Origin of the sequence: Paramicrobacterium fandaimingii (genome assembly GCF_011751745.2) — a bacterium.
GTDB classification, from domain to species: domain Bacteria; phylum Actinomycetota; class Actinomycetes; order Actinomycetales; family Microbacteriaceae; genus Paramicrobacterium; species Paramicrobacterium fandaimingii.
In genome coordinates this window covers 3,207,982-3,225,666 of sequence record NZ_CP061170.1, presented here as the reverse complement: position 1 = coordinate 3,225,666, position 17,685 = coordinate 3,207,982, and the positions used below count along the sequence as shown (strand labels likewise).

Annotated in this window: 18 protein-coding genes and 1 pseudogene; 11 read left to right on the top strand and 8 right to left on the bottom strand. The window is 64.5% G+C overall.

What is annotated here, in order from left to right; all coding sequences use genetic code 11:
* Positions 1-37 precede the first annotated feature (37 nt).
* From HCR84_RS15585 to HCR84_RS15565, 5 genes are all read left to right on the top strand, one after another.
* The gene (locus tag HCR84_RS15585) at positions 38-1,279 is read left to right on the top strand and encodes an acyl-CoA dehydrogenase family protein (protein WP_166979527.1); all 1,242 of its coding nucleotides are present in this window, start codon (positions 38-40) and stop codon (positions 1,277-1,279) included.
* Positions 1,280-1,302: 23 nt separating this feature from the next.
* The gene (locus HCR84_RS15580) at positions 1,303-1,533 is read left to right on the top strand and encodes a type II toxin-antitoxin system Phd/YefM family antitoxin (protein WP_166979529.1); all 231 of its coding nucleotides are present in this window, start codon (positions 1,303-1,305) and stop codon (positions 1,531-1,533) included.
* The gene (locus tag HCR84_RS15575) at positions 1,521-1,922 is read left to right on the top strand and encodes a type II toxin-antitoxin system VapC family toxin (RefSeq protein ID WP_218043585.1); all 402 of its coding nucleotides are present in this window, start codon (positions 1,521-1,523) and stop codon (positions 1,920-1,922) included. The genes HCR84_RS15580 and HCR84_RS15575 overlap by 13 nt, the downstream gene beginning before the upstream one ends.
* A gap of 195 nt (positions 1,923-2,117) precedes the next feature.
* Positions 2,118-4,514 (top strand): immunoglobulin-like domain-containing protein, encoded by a 2,397-nt coding sequence (locus tag HCR84_RS15570; RefSeq protein ID WP_166979531.1) that lies wholly within the window; start codon positions 2,118-2,120, stop codon positions 4,512-4,514.
* A gap of 153 nt (positions 4,515-4,667) precedes the next feature.
* The gene (locus tag HCR84_RS15565; protein ID WP_166979533.1) at positions 4,668-5,309 is read left to right on the top strand and encodes a hypothetical protein; all 642 of its coding nucleotides are present in this window, start codon (positions 4,668-4,670) and stop codon (positions 5,307-5,309) included.
* Positions 5,310-5,387: 78 nt separating this feature from the next.
* Here HCR84_RS15565 and HCR84_RS15560 read toward each other — a convergent pair whose 3' ends face one another.
* Positions 5,388-6,257 (bottom strand): RCC1 domain-containing protein, encoded by an 870-nt coding sequence (locus HCR84_RS15560; protein ID WP_166979535.1) that lies wholly within the window; start codon positions 6,255-6,257, stop codon positions 5,388-5,390.
* Between the two features lie 167 nt (positions 6,258-6,424).
* Between HCR84_RS15560 and HCR84_RS15555 the strand changes: the two genes are divergently transcribed.
* From HCR84_RS15555 to HCR84_RS15545, 3 genes are all read left to right on the top strand, one after another.
* Positions 6,425-6,913 carry an RES family NAD+ phosphorylase gene (locus tag HCR84_RS15555; RefSeq protein ID WP_235940730.1) on the top strand — a complete coding sequence of 163 codons (489 nt, stop codon included), beginning with the start codon at positions 6,425-6,427 and terminating at the stop codon, positions 6,911-6,913.
* Between the two features lie 387 nt (positions 6,914-7,300).
* Positions 7,301-7,759, top strand: coding sequence for a MarR family winged helix-turn-helix transcriptional regulator (locus HCR84_RS15550; RefSeq protein ID WP_166979537.1), 459 nt, complete (start codon positions 7,301-7,303; stop codon positions 7,757-7,759).
* A 143-nt stretch (positions 7,760-7,902) separates the two neighbouring features.
* A complete protein-coding gene (locus HCR84_RS15545) occupies positions 7,903-9,198 on the top strand; it encodes a hypothetical protein (RefSeq protein ID WP_195706661.1) in 1,296 nt (431 codons plus the stop codon).
* 8 nt (positions 9,199-9,206) lie between these two features.
* On the opposite strand, the gene HCR84_RS15540 is transcribed toward HCR84_RS15545, so the two are convergent.
* Genes HCR84_RS15540 through HCR84_RS15525 form a run of 4 tightly spaced genes read right to left on the bottom strand, consistent with a single transcriptional unit; the run spans position 9,207 to position 11,405 of the window.
* The gene (locus tag HCR84_RS15540) at positions 9,207-9,818 is read right to left on the bottom strand and encodes a DNA-3-methyladenine glycosylase I (RefSeq protein ID WP_166979541.1); all 612 of its coding nucleotides are present in this window, start codon (positions 9,816-9,818) and stop codon (positions 9,207-9,209) included.
* 10 nt (positions 9,819-9,828) lie between these two features.
* On the bottom strand, positions 9,829-10,461 hold the full coding sequence (locus HCR84_RS15535) for a methylated-DNA--[protein]-cysteine S-methyltransferase (protein ID WP_166979543.1): 633 nt from the start codon (positions 10,459-10,461) through the stop codon (positions 9,829-9,831).
* Entirely contained in the window at positions 10,454-10,957 is a 504-nt protein-coding gene (locus HCR84_RS15530; RefSeq protein ID WP_218043584.1) for an RNA polymerase sigma factor, read from the bottom strand. Before HCR84_RS15530 ends, HCR84_RS15535 begins: the two co-directional genes overlap by 8 nt.
* Positions 10,958-11,012: 55 nt before the next feature.
* On the bottom strand, positions 11,013-11,405 hold the full coding sequence (locus HCR84_RS15525; protein ID WP_166979547.1) for a VOC family protein: 393 nt from the start codon (positions 11,403-11,405) through the stop codon (positions 11,013-11,015).
* A 172-nt stretch (positions 11,406-11,577) separates the two neighbouring features.
* Between HCR84_RS15525 and HCR84_RS15520 the strand changes: the two genes are divergently transcribed.
* Positions 11,578-12,390, top strand: a complete 813-nt coding sequence (locus HCR84_RS15520; protein WP_166979549.1) for a phosphatase PAP2 family protein — start codon at positions 11,578-11,580, stop codon at positions 12,388-12,390.
* Here the strand turns inward: HCR84_RS15520 and HCR84_RS15515 are convergent, their stop codons facing one another.
* Positions 12,391-12,966 carry a YdeI/OmpD-associated family protein gene (locus HCR84_RS15515; protein ID WP_166979551.1) on the bottom strand — a complete coding sequence of 192 codons (576 nt, stop codon included), beginning with the start codon at positions 12,964-12,966 and terminating at the stop codon, positions 12,391-12,393.
* Positions 12,967-13,081: 115 nt separating this feature from the next.
* On the opposite strand from HCR84_RS15515, the gene HCR84_RS15510 reads away from it, so the two are divergent.
* Entirely contained in the window at positions 13,082-13,471 is a 390-nt protein-coding gene (locus HCR84_RS15510; protein WP_166979553.1) for an ankyrin repeat domain-containing protein, read from the top strand.
* 185 nt (positions 13,472-13,656) lie between these two features.
* Positions 13,657-14,400 (top strand): annotated as a pseudogene (gene erm / locus HCR84_RS15505) (23S ribosomal RNA methyltransferase Erm); the annotation flags it as partial.
* 13 nt (positions 14,401-14,413) lie between these two features.
* Here erm and HCR84_RS15500 read toward each other — a convergent pair.
* Both HCR84_RS15500 and pepN read right to left on the bottom strand, forming a co-directional pair.
* The gene (locus HCR84_RS15500) at positions 14,414-14,986 is read right to left on the bottom strand and encodes a YdeI/OmpD-associated family protein (protein WP_235940728.1); all 573 of its coding nucleotides are present in this window, start codon (positions 14,984-14,986) and stop codon (positions 14,414-14,416) included.
* Between the two features lie 154 nt (positions 14,987-15,140).
* A complete protein-coding gene (gene pepN, locus HCR84_RS15495) occupies positions 15,141-17,663 on the bottom strand; it encodes an aminopeptidase N (RefSeq protein ID WP_166979556.1) in 2,523 nt (840 codons plus the stop codon).
* Positions 17,664-17,685: the final 22 nt, after the last annotated feature.

Sequence of the window (17,685 nt, the reverse complement as noted above, 5' to 3'; positions counted from 1 at the left end):
CCACACCGACATACTCGACGGCGTTCAGGAGGAACCCATGCCCGCAGCATCCGACCGTCTCGAAGCTGTACTCGAGACACTTCGACCCGTCTTCGACGCGATCGCGACCGACGCGTACTCACGGGAACGAGATCACCTGCTGCCACGCGAGCAGGTGGCACAGCTCGTCGACGCCGGCTTCGCGAGCCTGCGGGTGCCCGCCCGGCGGGGCGGCGCCGGCCTCAGCATTCCGGAACTCGCCCGCGTTCTCACCGAGCTTGCGGCTGCAGATTCGAACCTTCCGCAGATCTTTCGCGGCCATATCGCCTTCGTCGAGGATCAGCTCACCGCCCCCGCTTCGCCCGAGCGCGACGCCTGGCTCGACCGCTTCGTCTCCGGTGAGATCATCGGAAATGCGTGGAGCGAGGTGGGCTCCGCGACGGTCGGCACCTCCCAGACCACCGTGACGCGCGCTGGCGACGGCTACGTCGTCAACGGCAGCAAGTACTACACGACCGGCAGCATCTACGCTGACTGGACTGACGTGACCGCCACGAACTCCGAGACAGGGGAGGCGGTCACCGCGCTTGTGCGGGTCGACCAGCCCGGCGTCACGGTGCGCGACGACTGGAACGGGTTCGGCCAGCAACTCACCAGCACCGGCACGATCATCTTCGAGAACGCTCGGGTCGAGCCCAGCGAGGTGCGGCTTTTCGAGTCGCGCTTCCGCTACCAGACTGCTCTGTACCAGCTCGTGCTTCTGACAGTACTCGCGGGCGTGGCGTCGTCAATCGAGTCGGATGCTGCCACGCAGATCACCGCGCGAAAGAGAACGTACTCGCACGCCAACGCCGACCTCGTGCGCCACGATGCGCAGATTCTCGGTGTTGCCGGTGAGCTCTCCGCCATCGCATTCACCGCAGACGCGACAGTGAAGCACGTCGCCGAGGTTGTGCAGCGCGCCTTCGAGACGGCGGCAGAGCGCGACTCGGACGAAGACCGTGCCGCCAACGTTGCCGCCGAAATCGCCTCGGCACAGGGCCAGATCGTGCTGTCGAAGCTGGTTCCGGATGCCGCGACAAGGCTGTTCGACACGCTCGGAGCATCCGGAGTGAGCCGTGACGTCGGCCTCGACCGGCACTGGCGCAACGCCCGCACCGTCGTGAGCCACAACCCGTGGATCTACAAGGCACGCATCGTGGGCGACTGGACGGTGAACGGCACGGCGCCGACGTACGTGTGGAACATCGGTGTGGCAGCACGCGAATCGGCAGCGTCCGATACGGGCGCACTTAACTAAGTGACCTAGTCGAGGAGGGCACCATGGATGCTGTGGTGAACGTTCACGTGGCGAAGACCCAGTTGTCGCGCTTGCTCGAGCGTGCTCACGCGGGAGAAGAGATCGTCCTGGCAAAGTCGGGAAAGCCGTACGCGCGGCTTGTGCCGCTGGATCCGGCCGCGGGTAAACGTGCGCCGGGCGGGCTCGCGGGCGTGGTGGGTGACGAGTTCTTCGACGAGTTGCCCGAAAATGAGCTCGCCGCGTGGCAAGCCTGATGCTGGGTTACCTTCTCGATACCCATGTTCTGCTGTGGTGGCTGACGAACGATCGGCGGCTCTCGACGACCGCGATCGAGGTCATAGAGAATCGATCAAACGTCGTCTGCGTCAGTGCCGCCAGTGCATGGGAGATCGCGACGAAGACGCGGCTGGGCAAGCTGAACGGCGTACCAGAAGCGGCCGAGAAGTTTGGCGAGCTGTCAACGGAGCATGGTTTCACGCACCTGCCCATCACGTTCCGTCACGGGGTGCTCGCTGGCGGTCTCGAAGCCGCACATCGAGACCCCTTCGACAGGATGCTGGCAGCGCAGAGCACAATCGAAGCGCTCCCGCTCATCAGCCGCAATCATGCGTTCGCCGAGTTCGATATTGAGGTCGTCTGGTAGCAGCCGATGCAGTCCGACAGAGGGCAGCATCTGCGCCACCGGCTGAGCGCGCGACAGCATCCTGGTAACCGTCGCACGCGAGACGGGACTTTGCCATGTGTTCACCGTCGCGTCACGCTGCGCCTCTACGTTCGCTGAGTGGCACCGAAGCAGGTGTCAGGCCGCGGCCGCCCCCGGCCGACACGTGGAGGAAGAATGACAGCACCGCTCACAGCGGAACTGCGCCCGCGAGCATCCCACCGCTCGAGACGCACCATCGCCACAGCCAGTGCCACGGCACTGCTGGCAACCATGTTCTCAGCCTCGGCGGGCGTTGCATTCGCCGCCGAGCTGCCCGACACCTACATCGACACGGCATCAACCGTGTGGAGCTACTCGGACAACGACACAGATCCGGCAGCGGGGTCAGATGACCGGCTGTCATGGACGACCGGCGACTTCGACGACGCCGCATGGAAGTCGGCAACCGGCACATTCGGCGCGAAGCGCGGCGAGGCCGAGGGTATCGGCGCGAACTTTCCGATCACCACACTGCTGAACCAGTACGTCGACGGCGAAGCGCCGCCCAACGTGCGCACGTTCCACTTTCGCACTGACGTCACAGTCACCACGGACGAGCTTTCTGAACTCAACGGACTGAGTGGAACCGTCACCTACGACGACGCCATTCAGATTTTCGTCAACGGCACGCAGGTTGCCGGTTTCGTCGACGACACGGTGGATGCTGCGCCCGAGGCCGAGCGCAATCTGATGTACGCGGGCTCGAGCAACGGCTCACCGCTCACCTCGACATTCACTGTCCCCACCGACGTTCTGCAGACTGGCGAGAACACCGTTGCCGTCGCGCTTTACCAAGACCGCGACACCAGCTCAGACATCTACTTCGACATGAGCGAGCTCGCCCCGCTCGTCACTCCGGAGCACGCGAGCTTCGACAACCTCGTGATGAGCATCGGAAGCGACGAGAGCTCGCGCAACCTCACCTGGTACACGGATGTCGACGAGGCGCAGTACGTGCAGTACGCCGTGGCGCCAGCATCCGGTGCTGAATTCCCCGCCGACAGCGCGACAACCGTCGACGCCGCCGGTGGCGAGACCACGAGCGGCGAGCAGAACCGCCGCGCAACTCTCGACGGACTCAGCGAGAATTCAACGTATGCATACCGCGTCGGCAGTGACGCGCTCGGCTGGTCTGACGTGCAGATGTTCAGCACGGCGGACTTCACCGGCGACTACAACTTCTTGTTCTTCGGTGACCCGCAGATCGGCGCTTCAGGAAACGTGGCATCGGACAAGGCAGGCTGGCAAGACACCCTCGACGTCGCACTTGAGCAGTTTCCCCAGAGCGAGATGCTGTTTTCCGCTGGAGACCAGGTGAACACGGCATCGAGCGAGAACGAGTACGACGCGTACCTGTCCCCGAAGCAGATGCAGCAGATTCCCACCGTTCCCGTTATCGGCAACCACGACGTCGGATCGAAGGCGTACGAGCAGCACTACACGACGCCGAACCTCGACTCGGAGGCAGGCGCCGCGCTGAGCGACTCGTCGTCTGGCGGCGACTACTGGTTCAGCTTCAAGGGCGTTCTCTACATGGTGATCAACTCGAACAATCCCGACATCGACGCGCATGAGCAGTTCTTGCGCGACGTCGTTGCAGAGCACGGTGCTGACGCTCGCTGGTCTGTTGTGGCGTTCCACCACTCGATCTATTCGGTGGCGGCACACGTCAACGACTCGAACATCATCTCGATGCGCAACGAGCTGCCAACACTCATCAGCGACCTCGGCGTCGACCTGGTGCTTCAGGGGCACGACCACAGCTACACGCGCAGCTACCTCATCAACGACGGCGAGCTCGCGAACCCGGACGAGACCGCAGCATCGAACGATGTCGTCGCGGGCGAGGGCGACGTGCTCTATGTGACGGCGAACTCGGCGAGTGGGTCGAAGTACTACGACGTCACCGCTCCCGATGCCTGGTATGCCTCGGTGATCAACCAGGAGAAGGTGCGCAACTACACCAACATCGAGGTGACGGACGACGCCATCACCATCACCACGTATCGCAGCGAACAAAGCGTCGCGCGGGCTGCCGTGAACAGCGTCGTCGATCAGGTGACGCTGACGCGCGAAGACACCGTGGCTCCGCAGCTGACGGTGCCCACGAGCGGCGAGGTCGAGCAGGGCAGCGACTTTGACCCGATGGCCGGTGTCAGCGCCGCAGACGACACTGACGGAGACCTCACGGATGCCGTCACGGTGACCGGCAGCGTCGACACCGCGACGCTCGGCAGCTACTCGCTTGAGTACAGCGTTGCGGATGCTGCGGGCAACACGCAGACCGCGACGCGCGAGGTGACTGTCGTCGCCGCTGAGGTGCCGGGCACAGGTCCCGGTGCTGAGCCTGGCGAAGATGCAGAAGACGACGCTGGTTCAGCGCCCGGAAATTCGGGCGACAGCGCGAGCGGGGAGCTGCCGTACACGGGTGCCGAAGCGCTGCCGTGGCTGGTCGCAGCGGGGCTGCTCGTGATGCTCGGTGTCGGGCTCGCCGTGACAGCGGCTGTGCGTCGCCGCAGGCTGAACGCGTAATCCGAACGCATCACGTGTGCACCGTGCGGCAGGTGCCGGCTTCGTGCCGGTGCCTACCGCACGCGTGCTCATGACGTCGCTCGTCGCCCCAGCCACTGAAGCCCTCAGTTCCCCAAGATCCGACCCCTGAAGACCAACCCCCTGAAAGGGCGCATGTTCAGATTTCACCACCGACGTGCCGGAGTCGGCCTGGTTCTCGCGGCGGCGGTCACTCTCACGGGGTGTTCCGTCGATGGCGCAGCCGCGGGCAGCGCAACCTCCTCTCGCGCGCCGGGAGCCGCAACGTCTCAGAAGGCAGAGCCGCAGCCGAGCGCATCACCGTCGCCGGGCAGCGTGTTGCCAGTACCGGAGCAGCTGCCCCCGATCGAGGCTGGAATCGAGATCGCGTTCATCATTGCGGAGGGAACAGACGATGTAATACCGGATGCTGTCGAGAAAGCTGCGGCGAGGGTCGACGCGTCCGTCGACGTCGTCACGTCCGGGCCGTCGGATGTGGTCACCGATCTGGTTGATGCGGCCGAGGGTTCTGACGTCGTCGTTGTGTGCGGTGCCGACCTCTTGGTCAGCCTCGATGCTGTGTCCTCCCAGATCCTCGACGCGCAGTTCCTCGTTCTCGGTGCGCAGCTGCCTGAACCGACGGGCAACGTCACCGCTGTGGTGTGGCCGGGAGCTGATGCGCGGCACGCTGGCTCGCCAGCATCCGATGATCTTGTGAATCGCGTGCCGACTGCGCTCGAAGCTGGACTGGCTCTCATCGGTGACGGCGGCGCCGGTATGGTCTACGAGCTGCCCTGAGGCGATCGATAGCGATCGTCAATGACCGCACCGAGAGGCTTGCGGTCGGAAGGGAGCACTCTCGACCGATAATGACCGTTAATGGGCGTGAGTGAGTAGCCAACCGTCGACGTCGCACTGGCCATCGTCGTCGTTTCCGGATGCGAGCACAGTTCCATCTGATCGAAGGCCGAGGGTGTGGGTCGATCCCGCGGCGACCGCTATGACATCGCGCCACGCTGCCACGTCACACTGACCGCGGCTGTTGTCTCCGGCCGCGAGCACCCTGCCATCTTCGAGGACTGCAACCGTGTGATAGCTCCCTGCTGAGACTGCCGTGATGTTGTCCCAAGCTCCTAATTCATCGACGCCGGCCATCCGATCCCCGGCCGCAACCACCTTGCCGTCTTGGGTCAGACCGATCGTGTGTAGATAGCCCGCAGCCACCGCACGCAAATTGCGCCATCCTGTGATCGCGCACTGCCCTCTTCGATTGTTCCCAACGGCAACAGCCGTACCGTCTGCGCGGAGCCCAATGGTGTGCCAGTCACCCGCCGCGACGGATACAAGTTCGCCCCATCCTTCAACGTCGTTGGCTCCCTCGTTTCGCCTACCAGCCGCGAGAGCTGTCCCATCCGCACGGACTCCAAGCGTGCGACGCCACCCGGCGGCGATGCTCACGACCTGAGACCAATCCTCGACGTCACACTGTCCCTCGTTGTTCCAGCCAGTCGCGAGTACCGTGCCGTCTTTGCGCAACCCGACCGTGTGGGCGCGACCGGTGTTCGAAGCAGTGTGTACGCCACCTACGGCCACGGCAACAACGTCGCCCCAACCTTCCACTCGCAGCTCCTCCGAATTCGAGCGACCAGCGACAAGTACGGAGCCATCTGCCAATACGGCGGCGGAGTGTCGGCGGCCCGCAGCGATGAGAGCGTGAGCTGGCTCTGGGCTCTGTTTGTACCTCATCTTTCAATCCTCCCAGCAAGCACATTCGAAAGACTCGATCCACAGCCTGCGGCGTCGACTTGGCAAGCGCCTACAAAGGGGTGCCGGAAACGATCGTTAATGGCCGCGATGAGGACACCTTCTCGCCAGAACCAGTTCCGGGGCAAAAGGGATGGCATACTGCTAGCGTGACCGGCGATGAACTGACCCGCGCTCTCGTGATTCGCGGCACCTTCTACCGCGCAATCGATCCCTCATTTCGCCAGTTCGCGATAGCGGGATCGCGTTCGGCGGGACGCTACTCGAGACCTCATCAGCCGACGCTGTATCTGAGTTCATCTGTCGAGGGTGTCGAAGCCGCGATGATCGCTCATAGGGATCAGCGTTCCCCGGCGCTTGAGGTCATGGCCGTTGAGGTCGAGGCCCGCAGCATCGTCGACCTGCGCGACACCGCAGCGTTGGAGGCGACGGGCGTCACCTTCGCTGATGCGATTGCTCCGTGGCAGGAGACCGTGGCTTCCGGGGGAACACCCTCGTCGTGGGCCGTTCGCGACACGCTTGTCGCGCGTGGCGCGAACGGACTGATCGACCCCTCGCGGAAGAAGCCAGGTCTTTGGCACCTGGTGCTGTTCCGCTGGAACGAGGCCGACGCTCCGACCGTTCGACTGGCGAAGTAGCCTCACGCCAGGTTCGGTTGGTGGTGCTCGTCAGCGCCAGGGAAATCGATGGCCGGGAATGGTCTATACGCCGCCCTGATTCCGCCACGGCGAACGTCGTTGCACTGGCGAAGAGCGTCGAAGATACTTAGGGTACAAAGTAATCGTGCACGAACGGTGTGCGAGAAGGGCGAGTGTGATGGGCGAGCGATTCTGGCGCTTCTACGAGTTGATGAACCGGGGGATTCGCACATTCACCGGCCCGGCTCAGGTTGGCGCGGGCTATGACGAAGGTCCCGACGTGCGGCCAGCGAACCCACCCTGCCCCATGTGCTCTCGGCCCATGTCGGAGCATGCGATTTCGCGCAGTGCCGGGCAGTACCACCCCACCCGCGTGCGGTGCCCGCAATGAGTGGCGACGTCGAGGTGACCGTCGACGATCCGCTCGCGCTCGAAAGCCAGCTGTGCTTTGCCTTGGCTGTTGCGTCGCGCACCGTCATTGACGCATACCGCTCTGAGCTCGAGCCGCTCAATCTGACCCATCCGCAATACCTTGTGATGCTTGCGCTCTGGGAGCACGGAACGCTGTCGCTCTCGGGGCTCGGTGACCTGCTCATGCTCGAGGCCGCGACGCTCTCGCCGATGGTCAAGCGTCTCGAGCGCGTCGGGTACGTGCGTCGCACCCGCAATCCGCTCGATGAGCGGCAGCTTGCCATCGAGCTGACCGACGACGGTCATGAGCTGCGCGAGCGGGCCAAGCAGGTGCCGATTGCGATGGGTGCGAAGTTTCAGATGACGCCGGGTGACGTCGAGAAGCTTCGCGATGCCGTCAGCGGCGTTATCAGCGCCGCACGCGCCGCGCGGTAAGTGTCGCCGCGCTGGCTGAAACATTCGCCAGCGAGTGCCACTGCTGTTATACAGGTCATCGGGGTGATTCGGTGAAGCCGAGGTTCGGGATCGTCTGTATTCACGGAATCGGTCGACAGGCGCAGGGGCAGACAACGCGCGACGTGGCATTGGCCGTTCGGCGTGGCGCCGAGTCGCTCGGCGGCTCGGTCACGGATGCCGAGGGTGTGACGGACGCCGACCAGGGAGCACGTGTTCTCGATGTCAGCTTGCCAAACTGCGTTCCCATCGAGGTGACGCTGCACGATGGACGCTGGGATCATCTCGTGGACCCGCCGCCGTGGCGGTCGGTGCTGCTGTGGATGCTTCGGGTTGCACCGTTCGCCATCTGGCTGACAATGGCCGGCTGGGTCATCGATATTCTCCACGTGCAGGAACGAGGCGGCCGGACGCATCCTCTGCTGCAGATTTTGCCGGCGGGAACGGTGATGCTCGTGCCGATCGTGGCCCCGGTCATCATGGTTCTCGCACTTCTGGTCACACCACTAATCCTCGTCAACAGGCGGCTGTCGACGGTAGCGCGCACAATCGTGTCCTCGTGGATCGGCGACGCCTGGATGTACCGGTCGGACAGACTCGACGACACGGCAATCGCCTCGGTGCGTGAACTCGTCGAGAGCGTGAGGCAGCAGTCGGATGCTGTCATCGTGGTCGGGCACTCGCAGGGCGCTGAGATCGGTCGCCGCGTCGCGATCACTACCGACGTCGACACGTGCGTCTGGGTCGGATCGGGTGAGTTTCCTCTCGGAATTCTCCGGATGCTGCGCCGAAGCCCGGGAGTCGTTGTCGCCCTGTGGACTGTGCTCCTGACCTTTCCGATGGTGTTCGCGCTTGTTCTCACAGCGTTGTGGAACGGGCTCGCGGGCCTGGTGGGGGTGGCGGTAGATACGTTCGCCGGGTTGTGGCCGCCGCGCATGGTCATGCCTGCCGAGGTGAGTGATCGGGCAGACGCCATGAGCCGCGGATTCTGGGACTTCGCGTGGAGCGGTCTCGGTGAGGTCGCGTTTTTGCTGGTCTACTTCGGTGTCGCTGCATTCGTCATCGTTCGGCTGGCGAATGCCCCGCGAGACCAGCACAAGACACCGGATTGTCAGGTCGCCGTCATTAAGTCCCTCATGGACCCCGTGTGCCTTGGTCCGCGAGGCGACGCCGATTTCGTTCGCTACGTTCCGGTGTCGCGGGCGACGAGCTGGTGGCGCGAGCACGTGGCGTATTTTGACAAGCCCGAAACGGGGAAGACGCTGATTGAGGCGATGGTCGGTGCGAATTCGATCTCGCACATCCCGCATGTTCCAAAGCTGGGCGTTGCGATCCATGTGATCGGCGCCCTCGCTGCGGGCGCGATGGCGTTTCTGCTGTGGGCACTCGGCACGTGGATGCTGACGCTGATGCCCTTCTGAATCGCGGCCTATGCCCGGGGCCACACGCCCGAACTGCCGCGCCGGTGACTATCGACGAGATGGGTGTCGATCATGCCGACAGCCTCCATCAGGGCGAACATCGTCGTCGGGCCGACAAAGCGGAAGCCTCGCCCCCGCAGTGCTTTCGAGAGCGCGAGCGATTCGGGACTCGACGTGGGCACATCGGCGAAGGTGCGCGGCTGCGGCGTCTCGGCGGGCTGAAACGACCACACGAATTCGACGAGACCCCCGTCGCCGCGCATCTCCACGGTCGCCCGCGCATTGCCGATGGTGGCGAGGATCTTCGCCCGATTTCGGACGATCCCCGCGTCGCCGAGAAGACAGTCGACATCGTCGTCGCCGAATGCGGCGACAGCATCCGGATCGAAATCGGCGAACGCCGTACGAAAGGCGGGACGCTTGCGCAGAATCGTCGCCCACGAGAGACCTGACTGAAACGCCTCGAGGCTGATGCGCTCGAAAAGGCCGCGCTCATCGCGCACCGGCATGCCCCACTCGGTGTCGTAGTAGTCGCGCATGAGGTGGTCTGAGGCCGCCCACGTGGGGCGGAAGAGACCGTCGTCGCCGCGCACGACGCCGTTCGCCTTCTCGCTTTCCATGAGTGCGATGCTACCGGCGGTCTGTGACAGTGCTGGTTGCTTCGAGGTCGAGAAGCAGGGCCTTCGCCTCGGGGCCTCCCGCGTACCCGCCGGTTGTGCCGTCACTGCGCAGCACGCGGTGACAGGGAACGATGATCGGCAGCGGATTCACGGCACACGCCGTGCCGACGGCTCGCACCGCCTTCGGTCTGCCCACGTCGCGGGCAACCTCGGCGTACGACTGCGTTGAACCGTAGGCGATGGCGGGAAGATGCTCGTGCACCTGCCGCCGAAAACCGTGGGAAAGCGAGCGGTCGAGAGAGACGTCGAAGCCGGTGCGCGTTCCAGCGAAGTATTCGTCGAGCTCCCTGCGAACCAGATCGAGCCGTGCGGGTGCTTCGAGCACGCGGGGGCTCACCCGCTCGCTCAGCAGGCTGAGAACGTCGTCGAAGCCCTGAGACTCAAACGCGATGCGCACGATCCCCAGTGGGGTTGCGGCGATCAGCAATCGGCCGAGCGGAGAGTCTGCCGTGGCGTAGGCGACGTCGATCAGGCCAGCGGCTTCGGCCCTGGTCTCCAAAATGGCGTGCAGCCGCGCGAGATGATCGGCTGTGGGCTGGGCGAGGGTGCGAAGACGCTCGGCTTCGCGGGGAATCTCAGTCATCTGCTTCTCCTTCGTGTGCAGTGACGTCGACCGGATGCTGCTGCCGCAACGCAGCGATCCCGTCGGCTGCGGCTCGCCGTGCGGCGGCCGCAGACCCTCCGATGAGCGCTGCGATCTCGGAATACGGGAGGCCGGCGACGTAGTGGTAGGCGATGACGAGGCGTTGCTTGCGCGGCAGCGCCGCAACGCGAGGCCAGAGATCGAGGTCGCGCGACTCCGGGTTGCCGAGGGTGCTTGCCGAATCGGGAAGCTCGTCGACGGTGATGGGGTGCCGAGAACGCGACCGTGTGACGTCGATCGCCTTGCGATGGGCGATGGTGACGAGCCACGCTTCGACGTTGGCGTCTGCAGGAAGGTCGGAGTACGCCCCCATTGCCGCGACGAACGTCTCTTGCCATGCGTCGTCTGCGTCGGTGTGCGGGCCGAGCACGGCTCGACACACGCGAAGCACCGTCGCCCCATGATGGGTGACGACGGCTTCAAACGGCTGTTTCATTGTCATCACTCGGTAGACGTGCGGTGCCGAAGAAGTGTGAGCTTCTGCCGCGAGATCAGTCGATCGTGTAGAACTCCAGCGCAATGTTGTCGGGGTCGCGAAACGACAGCACGCGGCCCGAGATCCCATCGACGATGGGAGACCACGTAACGCCGTTCGCCTCGAGATGGTCAGCCCACGCCTCGATGGCGTCGGCATCCACCCCGAAACTCAGGTGGTCGAGACCGACACGACGTTCCGAAAACCGCCCAGGCTCTGCCGAGTCGCCGTGACCGGCGAAGGTGACCATGATGTCGCCCCTGTACAGACGTGCCTTCTCGAGCCCGTTGTGCTGACGATGGAATTCTTCGGTGAACCCCAGAACGTCGCGGTACCAGGCAATGCTCGCGCTGACGTCGGAGACGGTGAAGGTCACGTGATGGATGCTGCGAATAGCCGGAGTGCTCATGCGACGAGCCTACGCTTCGCCAATCATGCGATCACCGTGCGTTCAGCAGAGTCATACCAACCGACTGGCGCGTTCCAACTCTCTCTTCAGCTTCAACCGTCGATACTTATAGTCGGTGTCTCACGTCAGGACAGCACCGGACAGAGCAGAGTCAGTGGACGAAAGGAGAGATATGACGACACGAGTGCGCAGCATTCTGACGGCAATTGTCGCCGCTCTTGGCGTCGTCGTGTCGTTCTTCATGGCTGTGCAGACGCACCTGGGCCAGCGCGTGGAAGATCGGGTGCTCGACTCGTCGCTCTACAGTGAACGATCGCCGCTGCTTGCCCTTGTCACCGTTCCGAATCTCGCGATCGCGCTCGCGGTCGTCGTGCTGATCGGCCTCATCCGGCGTGCCTGGGCAGACGCCGTCATCGCCGCCGTCGTGATGGGACTCAGCAATGTGCTGGGGCAGCTGCTCAAGCATCAGATTCTGCAGCGTCCGGACTTCTCCATCGACGCCGTCAATACATTCCCCAGCGGGCATACGATCGCGTTCACCTCGACAGCCTTTGCCCTCGTGATCGTGCTGCCGCATGTCGTGCGGCCAATCGCGTTGCCTGTTATCTCTCTCGTGCTCGGGCTCGTGAGCGGTCAGCTCGTCGTTTTCGGCTGGCACCGCCCGAGTGACGTCGTCGGCGGTGCTCTTCTGGTGCTGGCCGTCGCTGCCGCCGCGAATACGCTGCGCCCGTCCGCGGGTCGATTCGCTCGTGGTGGCCCGACGGCGAAAGCGCGCAGATCGCTCAGCGTGATCTCGCTCGTCATCGTCATCGCCGCCGCAGCCTGCGTTGCAGTAGCCGGGGTGCTTGCGGCGCTGCACTTTCTTGGCCCGCTCCACGATGCCTCGTGGGCGCTCACCGCTGCAGCGGCATCCGGAGTCGTCGGCGGTGCATTCGGCTCCGCAGCGATTGTCGGCTGGATGCTGTCAGCACGCCGAACGCGCTGATTACTGCGGGTAGACCGTCTCGCCGCGCTCAAGCATCTCGACCATTGTGGCTGCGCGGCTCGCCCGCGTCTCAGACTGCTTGGCCGAGCTCACGCGAAAGAGCACGGCGTAGCGATTGCGGCCCGAGAGGGTTTCGAAGAAATCGAACGCGCGAGGGTTCTCAGCCAACGCGGCCTCGAGCTCGGGCGGAACCTGCATTGTCGACTGAGGGGCGTAGGCCGATTCCCAGCTGCCCTGTGCTTTCGCGCGGTCGATCTCACGCTGTCCGGCCGGACGCATTCGACCCGCGGCGATCAGGGCATCGGCGCGCTCTCGATTGAGCAGTGACCATCGGCTTCCCTCACGGCGCGGCATGTACGACTGCGAGAACCAGCTCTGATCGATGCGATTGCGTACGCCGTCGATCCAGCCGTAGCAGAGAGCGACTTCCAGGGCATCGGCGTGCGTCAGACTCGCCGCGCTGTTGTTGGACTTCGCAATCGCGAGCTGTACACCAGCCGACGTTGCGTAGTGCTGGGCGAGCCAGGCCTCCCACGCCGCTGCGTCCTCGAAACGAAGAGGCTCGCCATCAACCATCTCGGCTCCTTGTTCTCTGCGCACTGCCACGGACTCATCGAGTCTACGTGCGCAGCCTGAGTTCGGCTGGGAGCTGAATTGACGCAGCGACCGCAGCACTCCCTATGCTGGACGCATGCCAAAGCTCAGCCGCGACGACGTCGAGAAGCTCACCGCACTGGCGATCGATCTCGCCAGAAACGGCGAGACAACGGAGCTGCTTGAGTTCTTCGACCATGGCCTGCCGCTCAACGTGCAGGATGCCGGTGGCAACACAGCCCTGATGATGGCGGCGTATCACGGCCACGCCGACGCCGTTCGCGGGCTCATCGAGCGCGGGGCCGACATCGATCTGCGCAATGCCCGCGACCAGTCTCCGATCGCCGGCGCCATCTTCAAAGGCGAAGACGAGATCGTGCGGATGCTCCTCGCCGCCGGAGCCGATCTCGATGCCGGAACGCCGCCCGCCCGTCTGGTGGCCGAGATGTTCGGCAAGAAGCACCTGCTGGCACCAGACGCCGAGTGACGTCGCGTTATTGCATGAGCTGTGCGTCGTGACATAGAGTCTGCGTCATGTCATGCGCGTTCTACATTCGTCACCGCAGCCTCTAAGCGGCGGTTCGACGACGTTCGCCGTCGCTCATTCGGCTCATCGCCGGAGCGGCCGCTTTGCGCTGCCCGGCCTCACCTCTCGAGCAGCGGAGCACACGCATGCCACGGACATCGTCAAACGGCCGCCACGAGAATGGCCAAAATTTTCTCGTCAATCGCGCAGTCATTGATCGCATCATCAGCCACGTCGCCACGGCCGACGGACCGATTATCGAAATCGGCCCGGGAAGCGGCGCTCTCACCGCGCCGCTCTCGCGACTGAATCGACAACTCACGGCGATCGAAATCGACGGCCGCCGAGCACGAAAGCTCGATCGCCGTCTTGACGGACGCGTCACCATTCGGGTGGGAGACTATCTGCAGTACTCGCATCCGGCGAGGCAGCACGTCGTCGTCTCGAGCATCCCGTTTCATCTCACCACGGCAATTCTGCGCAAGCTGCTGACCGAACCCGGGTGGACGCACGCCACGCTTCTTGTGCAGTGGGAGGTGGCACGTCGTCGCGCCGGAATCGGCGGCGCAAGTCTGCTGACAACGCAGTGGTGGCCCTGGTATGACTTCGAGCTGCGTGAACGCGTTCCCGCTCACTCGTTCAGGCCGATGCCCAGTGTTGATGGCGGCGTTCTCTCCATCACCAGGCGGATGCTGCTGCCCGCGGGCGAGCAAGCGGCATATCAGCGCTTCGCGCAGCGTGTCTTCACCGGCCGCGGCGTAAGTCTCGCGCATATCATCGCGGGCGCCACATCGCTGTCGAGAACGGACGCCGACGCGTGGCTGTCAACCGCCGCACCCCGGGCTCGCTTGCCCAAACAGCTGACCGTCGAGAACTGGGTCAGCCTCTGGACGGAGCACTCGGTCAGGAGCGGAGCGTCTCGCCGCGTTCCAACATCTCGACGAATTGAGCGGCACGGCGCTCGCGAGTCTCGGCGCGCTTCGCCGTGACGATGCGGAACAGGAAAGCATAGCGATTCTGCCCCGTGAGGGTGGCGAAGAACTCGGCAGCCTTGGGGTTCTTCGCCAGCTCGGCCTCGAGCTCGGGCGGAACCTCGATCGTGGATGCTGGTGCGTATGCGGCATCCCATCGTCCGTCTGCCTTCGCGCGATCGATCTCGCGCCTGCCCGCCGGCTGCATGCGGCCCGCGTCGATCAGACGCTCGACGCGATCGCGGTTGACCTGCGACCACGTGCCGCGGGGCCGCCTCGGCATGAACGACTGCAGAAAGTGCGTGTCGTCGAGGCGGTTCCGCACACCGTCGATCCAGCCGAAGCAGAGCGCGCTCTCGAGCGCCTCAAGGTTCGTCGGCCCCGGCTGCCCGCTGCCCTTTTTGGGGATCGCCAGCCTCACGCCGTCCGACGACTCATGGTTGTCGGCGAGCCACTGCCACCAGGCCTCGGCGGAGTCCATATACACGATGTCGCGGTCGGCCACGGTTCTCCCTCGTCTCGTTGCGGTGTCGTCTGAGCATACGGCCCGCCACCGACGTTCACTTATTCGGAGATTGTCCTTCCGTGGCGGCGTGTCGTGCGCGCCACCACGGCGTGTCGGCCGAGATCTCCGAATGCTTGAACAGCGCCTCGCCCGTCTACTGCGCGGCGCGCACCCGCAGATCGCGCGCGAGTTTGTCACGCTGTTCTGTCACGAGACGCACGAGAGCCCCGGGGGCGTCCTCGTTCTCGGTGAGCCAGGCGTCTACCACGTCAAGCGAGTCGCTCTCGGGGAACAGCCCGAGCACGAGCCGCCTGGCGATCTCGATGCTGCGCGACTGCCACGTCTCGCGAATGCGCTCGAAGTACTCGGCGTCGAAGCCGGAGGTGAGGTCGCGACGCTCCGCGGCGCCGAACCCCTCGATCGTCGCCGAGAGATGATCGTTGGTGAGGCTCGTGTCGGTCCACGCCGAGTGCCACGCGGCATCCTTCACGCTCTGCTCTGGCAGCGCGGCCCGAGCCTCGCGGTGCGCCGTCACTCCGCTTGAGGTGTTGTCTCGTGTGAGCTCGTCGTCGATCTCGTCTGGTGTGGCGTGGCCTGTTGCGGCAAGCGCGATCACGAGCATCCAGCGTAGATCAGCATCGAGCGAAAGGCCTTCGGGGGCGTCGCCCGTTCCATCGAGAATCGCCCGGATGCCGTCGGCCCGCCCATCGTCGGAGGCGGCTGCCGTCGCGAGGGCACGCGCCCACGCGAGTTGGTGCCCCGAGCCCGGCTTCGCGGTGAACGCTCCGCTCCAAGCGGCGTCGAGCCAGGAGCGGCGCTCGTCGTCGCGCTCGGCATCGGCGACGTAGTGCGACAGGGCGAATGCGGCGTTTGCCAGCACCGATGTGAGCAGCCCGACGTTGCTCTCGCTCGGGGCATAGCGTCGCACGATGCGCAGAAAACGGGATGCCCGAAGCTCGCCGTCACGCACGGCATTCCACAGTGACGACCACACGAGACCCCGTGAGAGGGCGTCGTCGAGTGTGTCGAGAGATGACTCGACGGCGGCGAGGCTCGACGCGTCGAGACGCACCTTCGCATACGTGAGATCGCCGGCATTCAGCAGGGTGAGATCGGCCGCGGGCACATCGACGTGCGTGCGTTCGCCGTCAATATCGATATCGATCGAATCGCGCAGCACGAGCCGGTTGTTGACGAGGTCGTAGGCGGCGACGGCAAGGCGATGCGGCCGCGGCTTCTGTCGGGGGATGGTCTGCGTGATCGTACGCTGCCCCGCAGCATCCGTCTCGATCGCCAACGTTGCAACACCCGTTGTCTCGAGCCACGCCGTCGACCAGGCGCGAACGTCACGCCCCGACGTCTCTTCGAGCTGCACAAGCAGGTCGTCGAGCGTCGTGTTGCCGAACTCGTGGTGCTTGAAATAGCGGCGGGCGCCCTCGAAGAACGCATCACGGCCGACGAATGCGACGAGCTGCTTCAGCACGGCTGCGCCCTTGGCATAGGTGATGCCGTCGAAGTTGAGCTTCGCCGCTTCGAGGTCGACGATGTCGGCGACGATCGGGTGCGTCGTCGGCAGCTGGTCTTGCGCGTACGCCCACGCCTTGCGCCGGTTGGCGAACGTCACCCACGCATCGCTGAAGCGCGTTGCCTCGGCGGCCGCGAGGGTGCCCATGTAGTCGGCGAACGACTCCTTCAGCCACAGATCATCCCACCAGCGCATGGTCACGAGATCGCCGAACCACATGTGGGCCATCTCGTGCAGGATCGTGTTGGCGCGACCTTCGTGCTGCGACTCGGTTGAGGCGCCGCGAAACACGTAGGCTTCCGTGAACGTCACAAGCCCCGGATTCTCCATGGCCCCGAGGTTGTATTCGGGCACGAAGATCTGGTCGTACTTTCCCCACGGATAGGGGTAATCGAAGTTCGAGGTGAAGAAGTCGAGGCCTTGCTGGGTCACCTCGACGATCTCGTCTGCATCGAGGTGCTCGGCAAGCGATGCTCGGCAGAACACGCCAAGCGCAACGGTCTGGTCGCCCCGGCTCCACTCGGCGCCGACGCGGTGGTAGGGCCCGGCGGCCACCGCCGTGATGTAGCTCGAGATGGGCAGCGTTGGTGCGAACTCGACAGTCTGCGACGCAGCATCCGGTGTCTCGTGCCGGGCGACGGCACTCTGATTCGACAGCACATGCCAGCCGGTCGGGGCGTGCACCGTGAACGTGAAGCGCGCCTTCATATCGGGCTGTTCGAAGCAGGCAATCACACGGCGGGAGTCCGCGGGCTCGTACTGCGTATAGAGGTAGGTCTCGCCATCGGCGGGGTCAACGAAGCGGTGCAGTCCCTCGCCAGAGCGGGAGTACACGCCGTTCGCCGTGATGGTGAGCGAATTGGATGCCGCAAGGCCGGCGATCTGAATGCGCGCACCGTCGTACTGAACGGGAACGTTCTCGCCGTTGAGCGTCACCTGTTCGACGTTCTCGCCGATGAAGTCGACCCACGTGGAATCGGCGAGGCTGAGGTCGGCGTCGAACTCGAGCGTCGTCGTTGTGAGAAATGTCGTGGCCGCGGCATCCTGTGCTCGTCGCAGGTCTAGCTCGACGTGCGCGCGGTGCAGCGTCAGCGCTGCGGAGCGGTCGGCGGTTTCGGAGCGGGAGAGATTTGCGGATGCGTTGGAGCTCATGGCTCCATGCTTTCATGTGTGC

Excerpts from the sequence above, each read along its gene's own strand:
- HCR84_RS15585 (WP_166979527.1), top strand. The coding sequence starts at position 38 with ATGCCCGCAGCATCCGACCGTCTCGAAGCTGTACTCGAGACACTTCGA.
- HCR84_RS15580 (WP_166979529.1), top strand. The coding sequence starts at position 1,303 with ATGGATGCTGTGGTGAACGTTCACGTGGCGAAGACCCAGTTGTCGCGC.
- HCR84_RS15570 (WP_166979531.1), top strand. The coding sequence starts at position 2,118 with ATGACAGCACCGCTCACAGCGGAACTGCGCCCGCGAGCATCCCACCGC.
- HCR84_RS15565 (WP_166979533.1), top strand. The coding sequence starts at position 4,668 with ATGTTCAGATTTCACCACCGACGTGCCGGAGTCGGCCTGGTTCTCGCG.
- HCR84_RS15560 (WP_166979535.1), bottom strand. The coding sequence starts at position 6,257 with ATGAGGTACAAACAGAGCCCAGAGCCAGCTCACGCTCTCATCGCTGCG.
- HCR84_RS15550 (WP_166979537.1), top strand. The coding sequence starts at position 7,301 with ATGAGTGGCGACGTCGAGGTGACCGTCGACGATCCGCTCGCGCTCGAA.
- HCR84_RS15540 (WP_166979541.1), bottom strand. The coding sequence starts at position 9,818 with ATGGAAAGCGAGAAGGCGAACGGCGTCGTGCGCGGCGACGACGGTCTC.
- HCR84_RS15535 (WP_166979543.1), bottom strand. The coding sequence starts at position 10,461 with ATGACTGAGATTCCCCGCGAAGCCGAGCGTCTTCGCACCCTCGCCCAG.
- HCR84_RS15530 (WP_218043584.1), bottom strand. The coding sequence starts at position 10,957 with ATGAAACAGCCGTTTGAAGCCGTCGTCACCCATCATGGGGCGACGGTG.
- HCR84_RS15525 (WP_166979547.1), bottom strand. The coding sequence starts at position 11,405 with ATGAGCACTCCGGCTATTCGCAGCATCCATCACGTGACCTTCACCGTC.
- HCR84_RS15520 (WP_166979549.1), top strand. The coding sequence starts at position 11,578 with ATGACGACACGAGTGCGCAGCATTCTGACGGCAATTGTCGCCGCTCTT.
- HCR84_RS15515 (WP_166979551.1), bottom strand. The coding sequence starts at position 12,966 with ATGGTTGATGGCGAGCCTCTTCGTTTCGAGGACGCAGCGGCGTGGGAG.
- HCR84_RS15510 (WP_166979553.1), top strand. The coding sequence starts at position 13,082 with ATGCCAAAGCTCAGCCGCGACGACGTCGAGAAGCTCACCGCACTGGCG.
- pepN (WP_166979556.1), bottom strand. The coding sequence starts at position 17,663 with ATGAGCTCCAACGCATCCGCAAATCTCTCCCGCTCCGAAACCGCCGAC.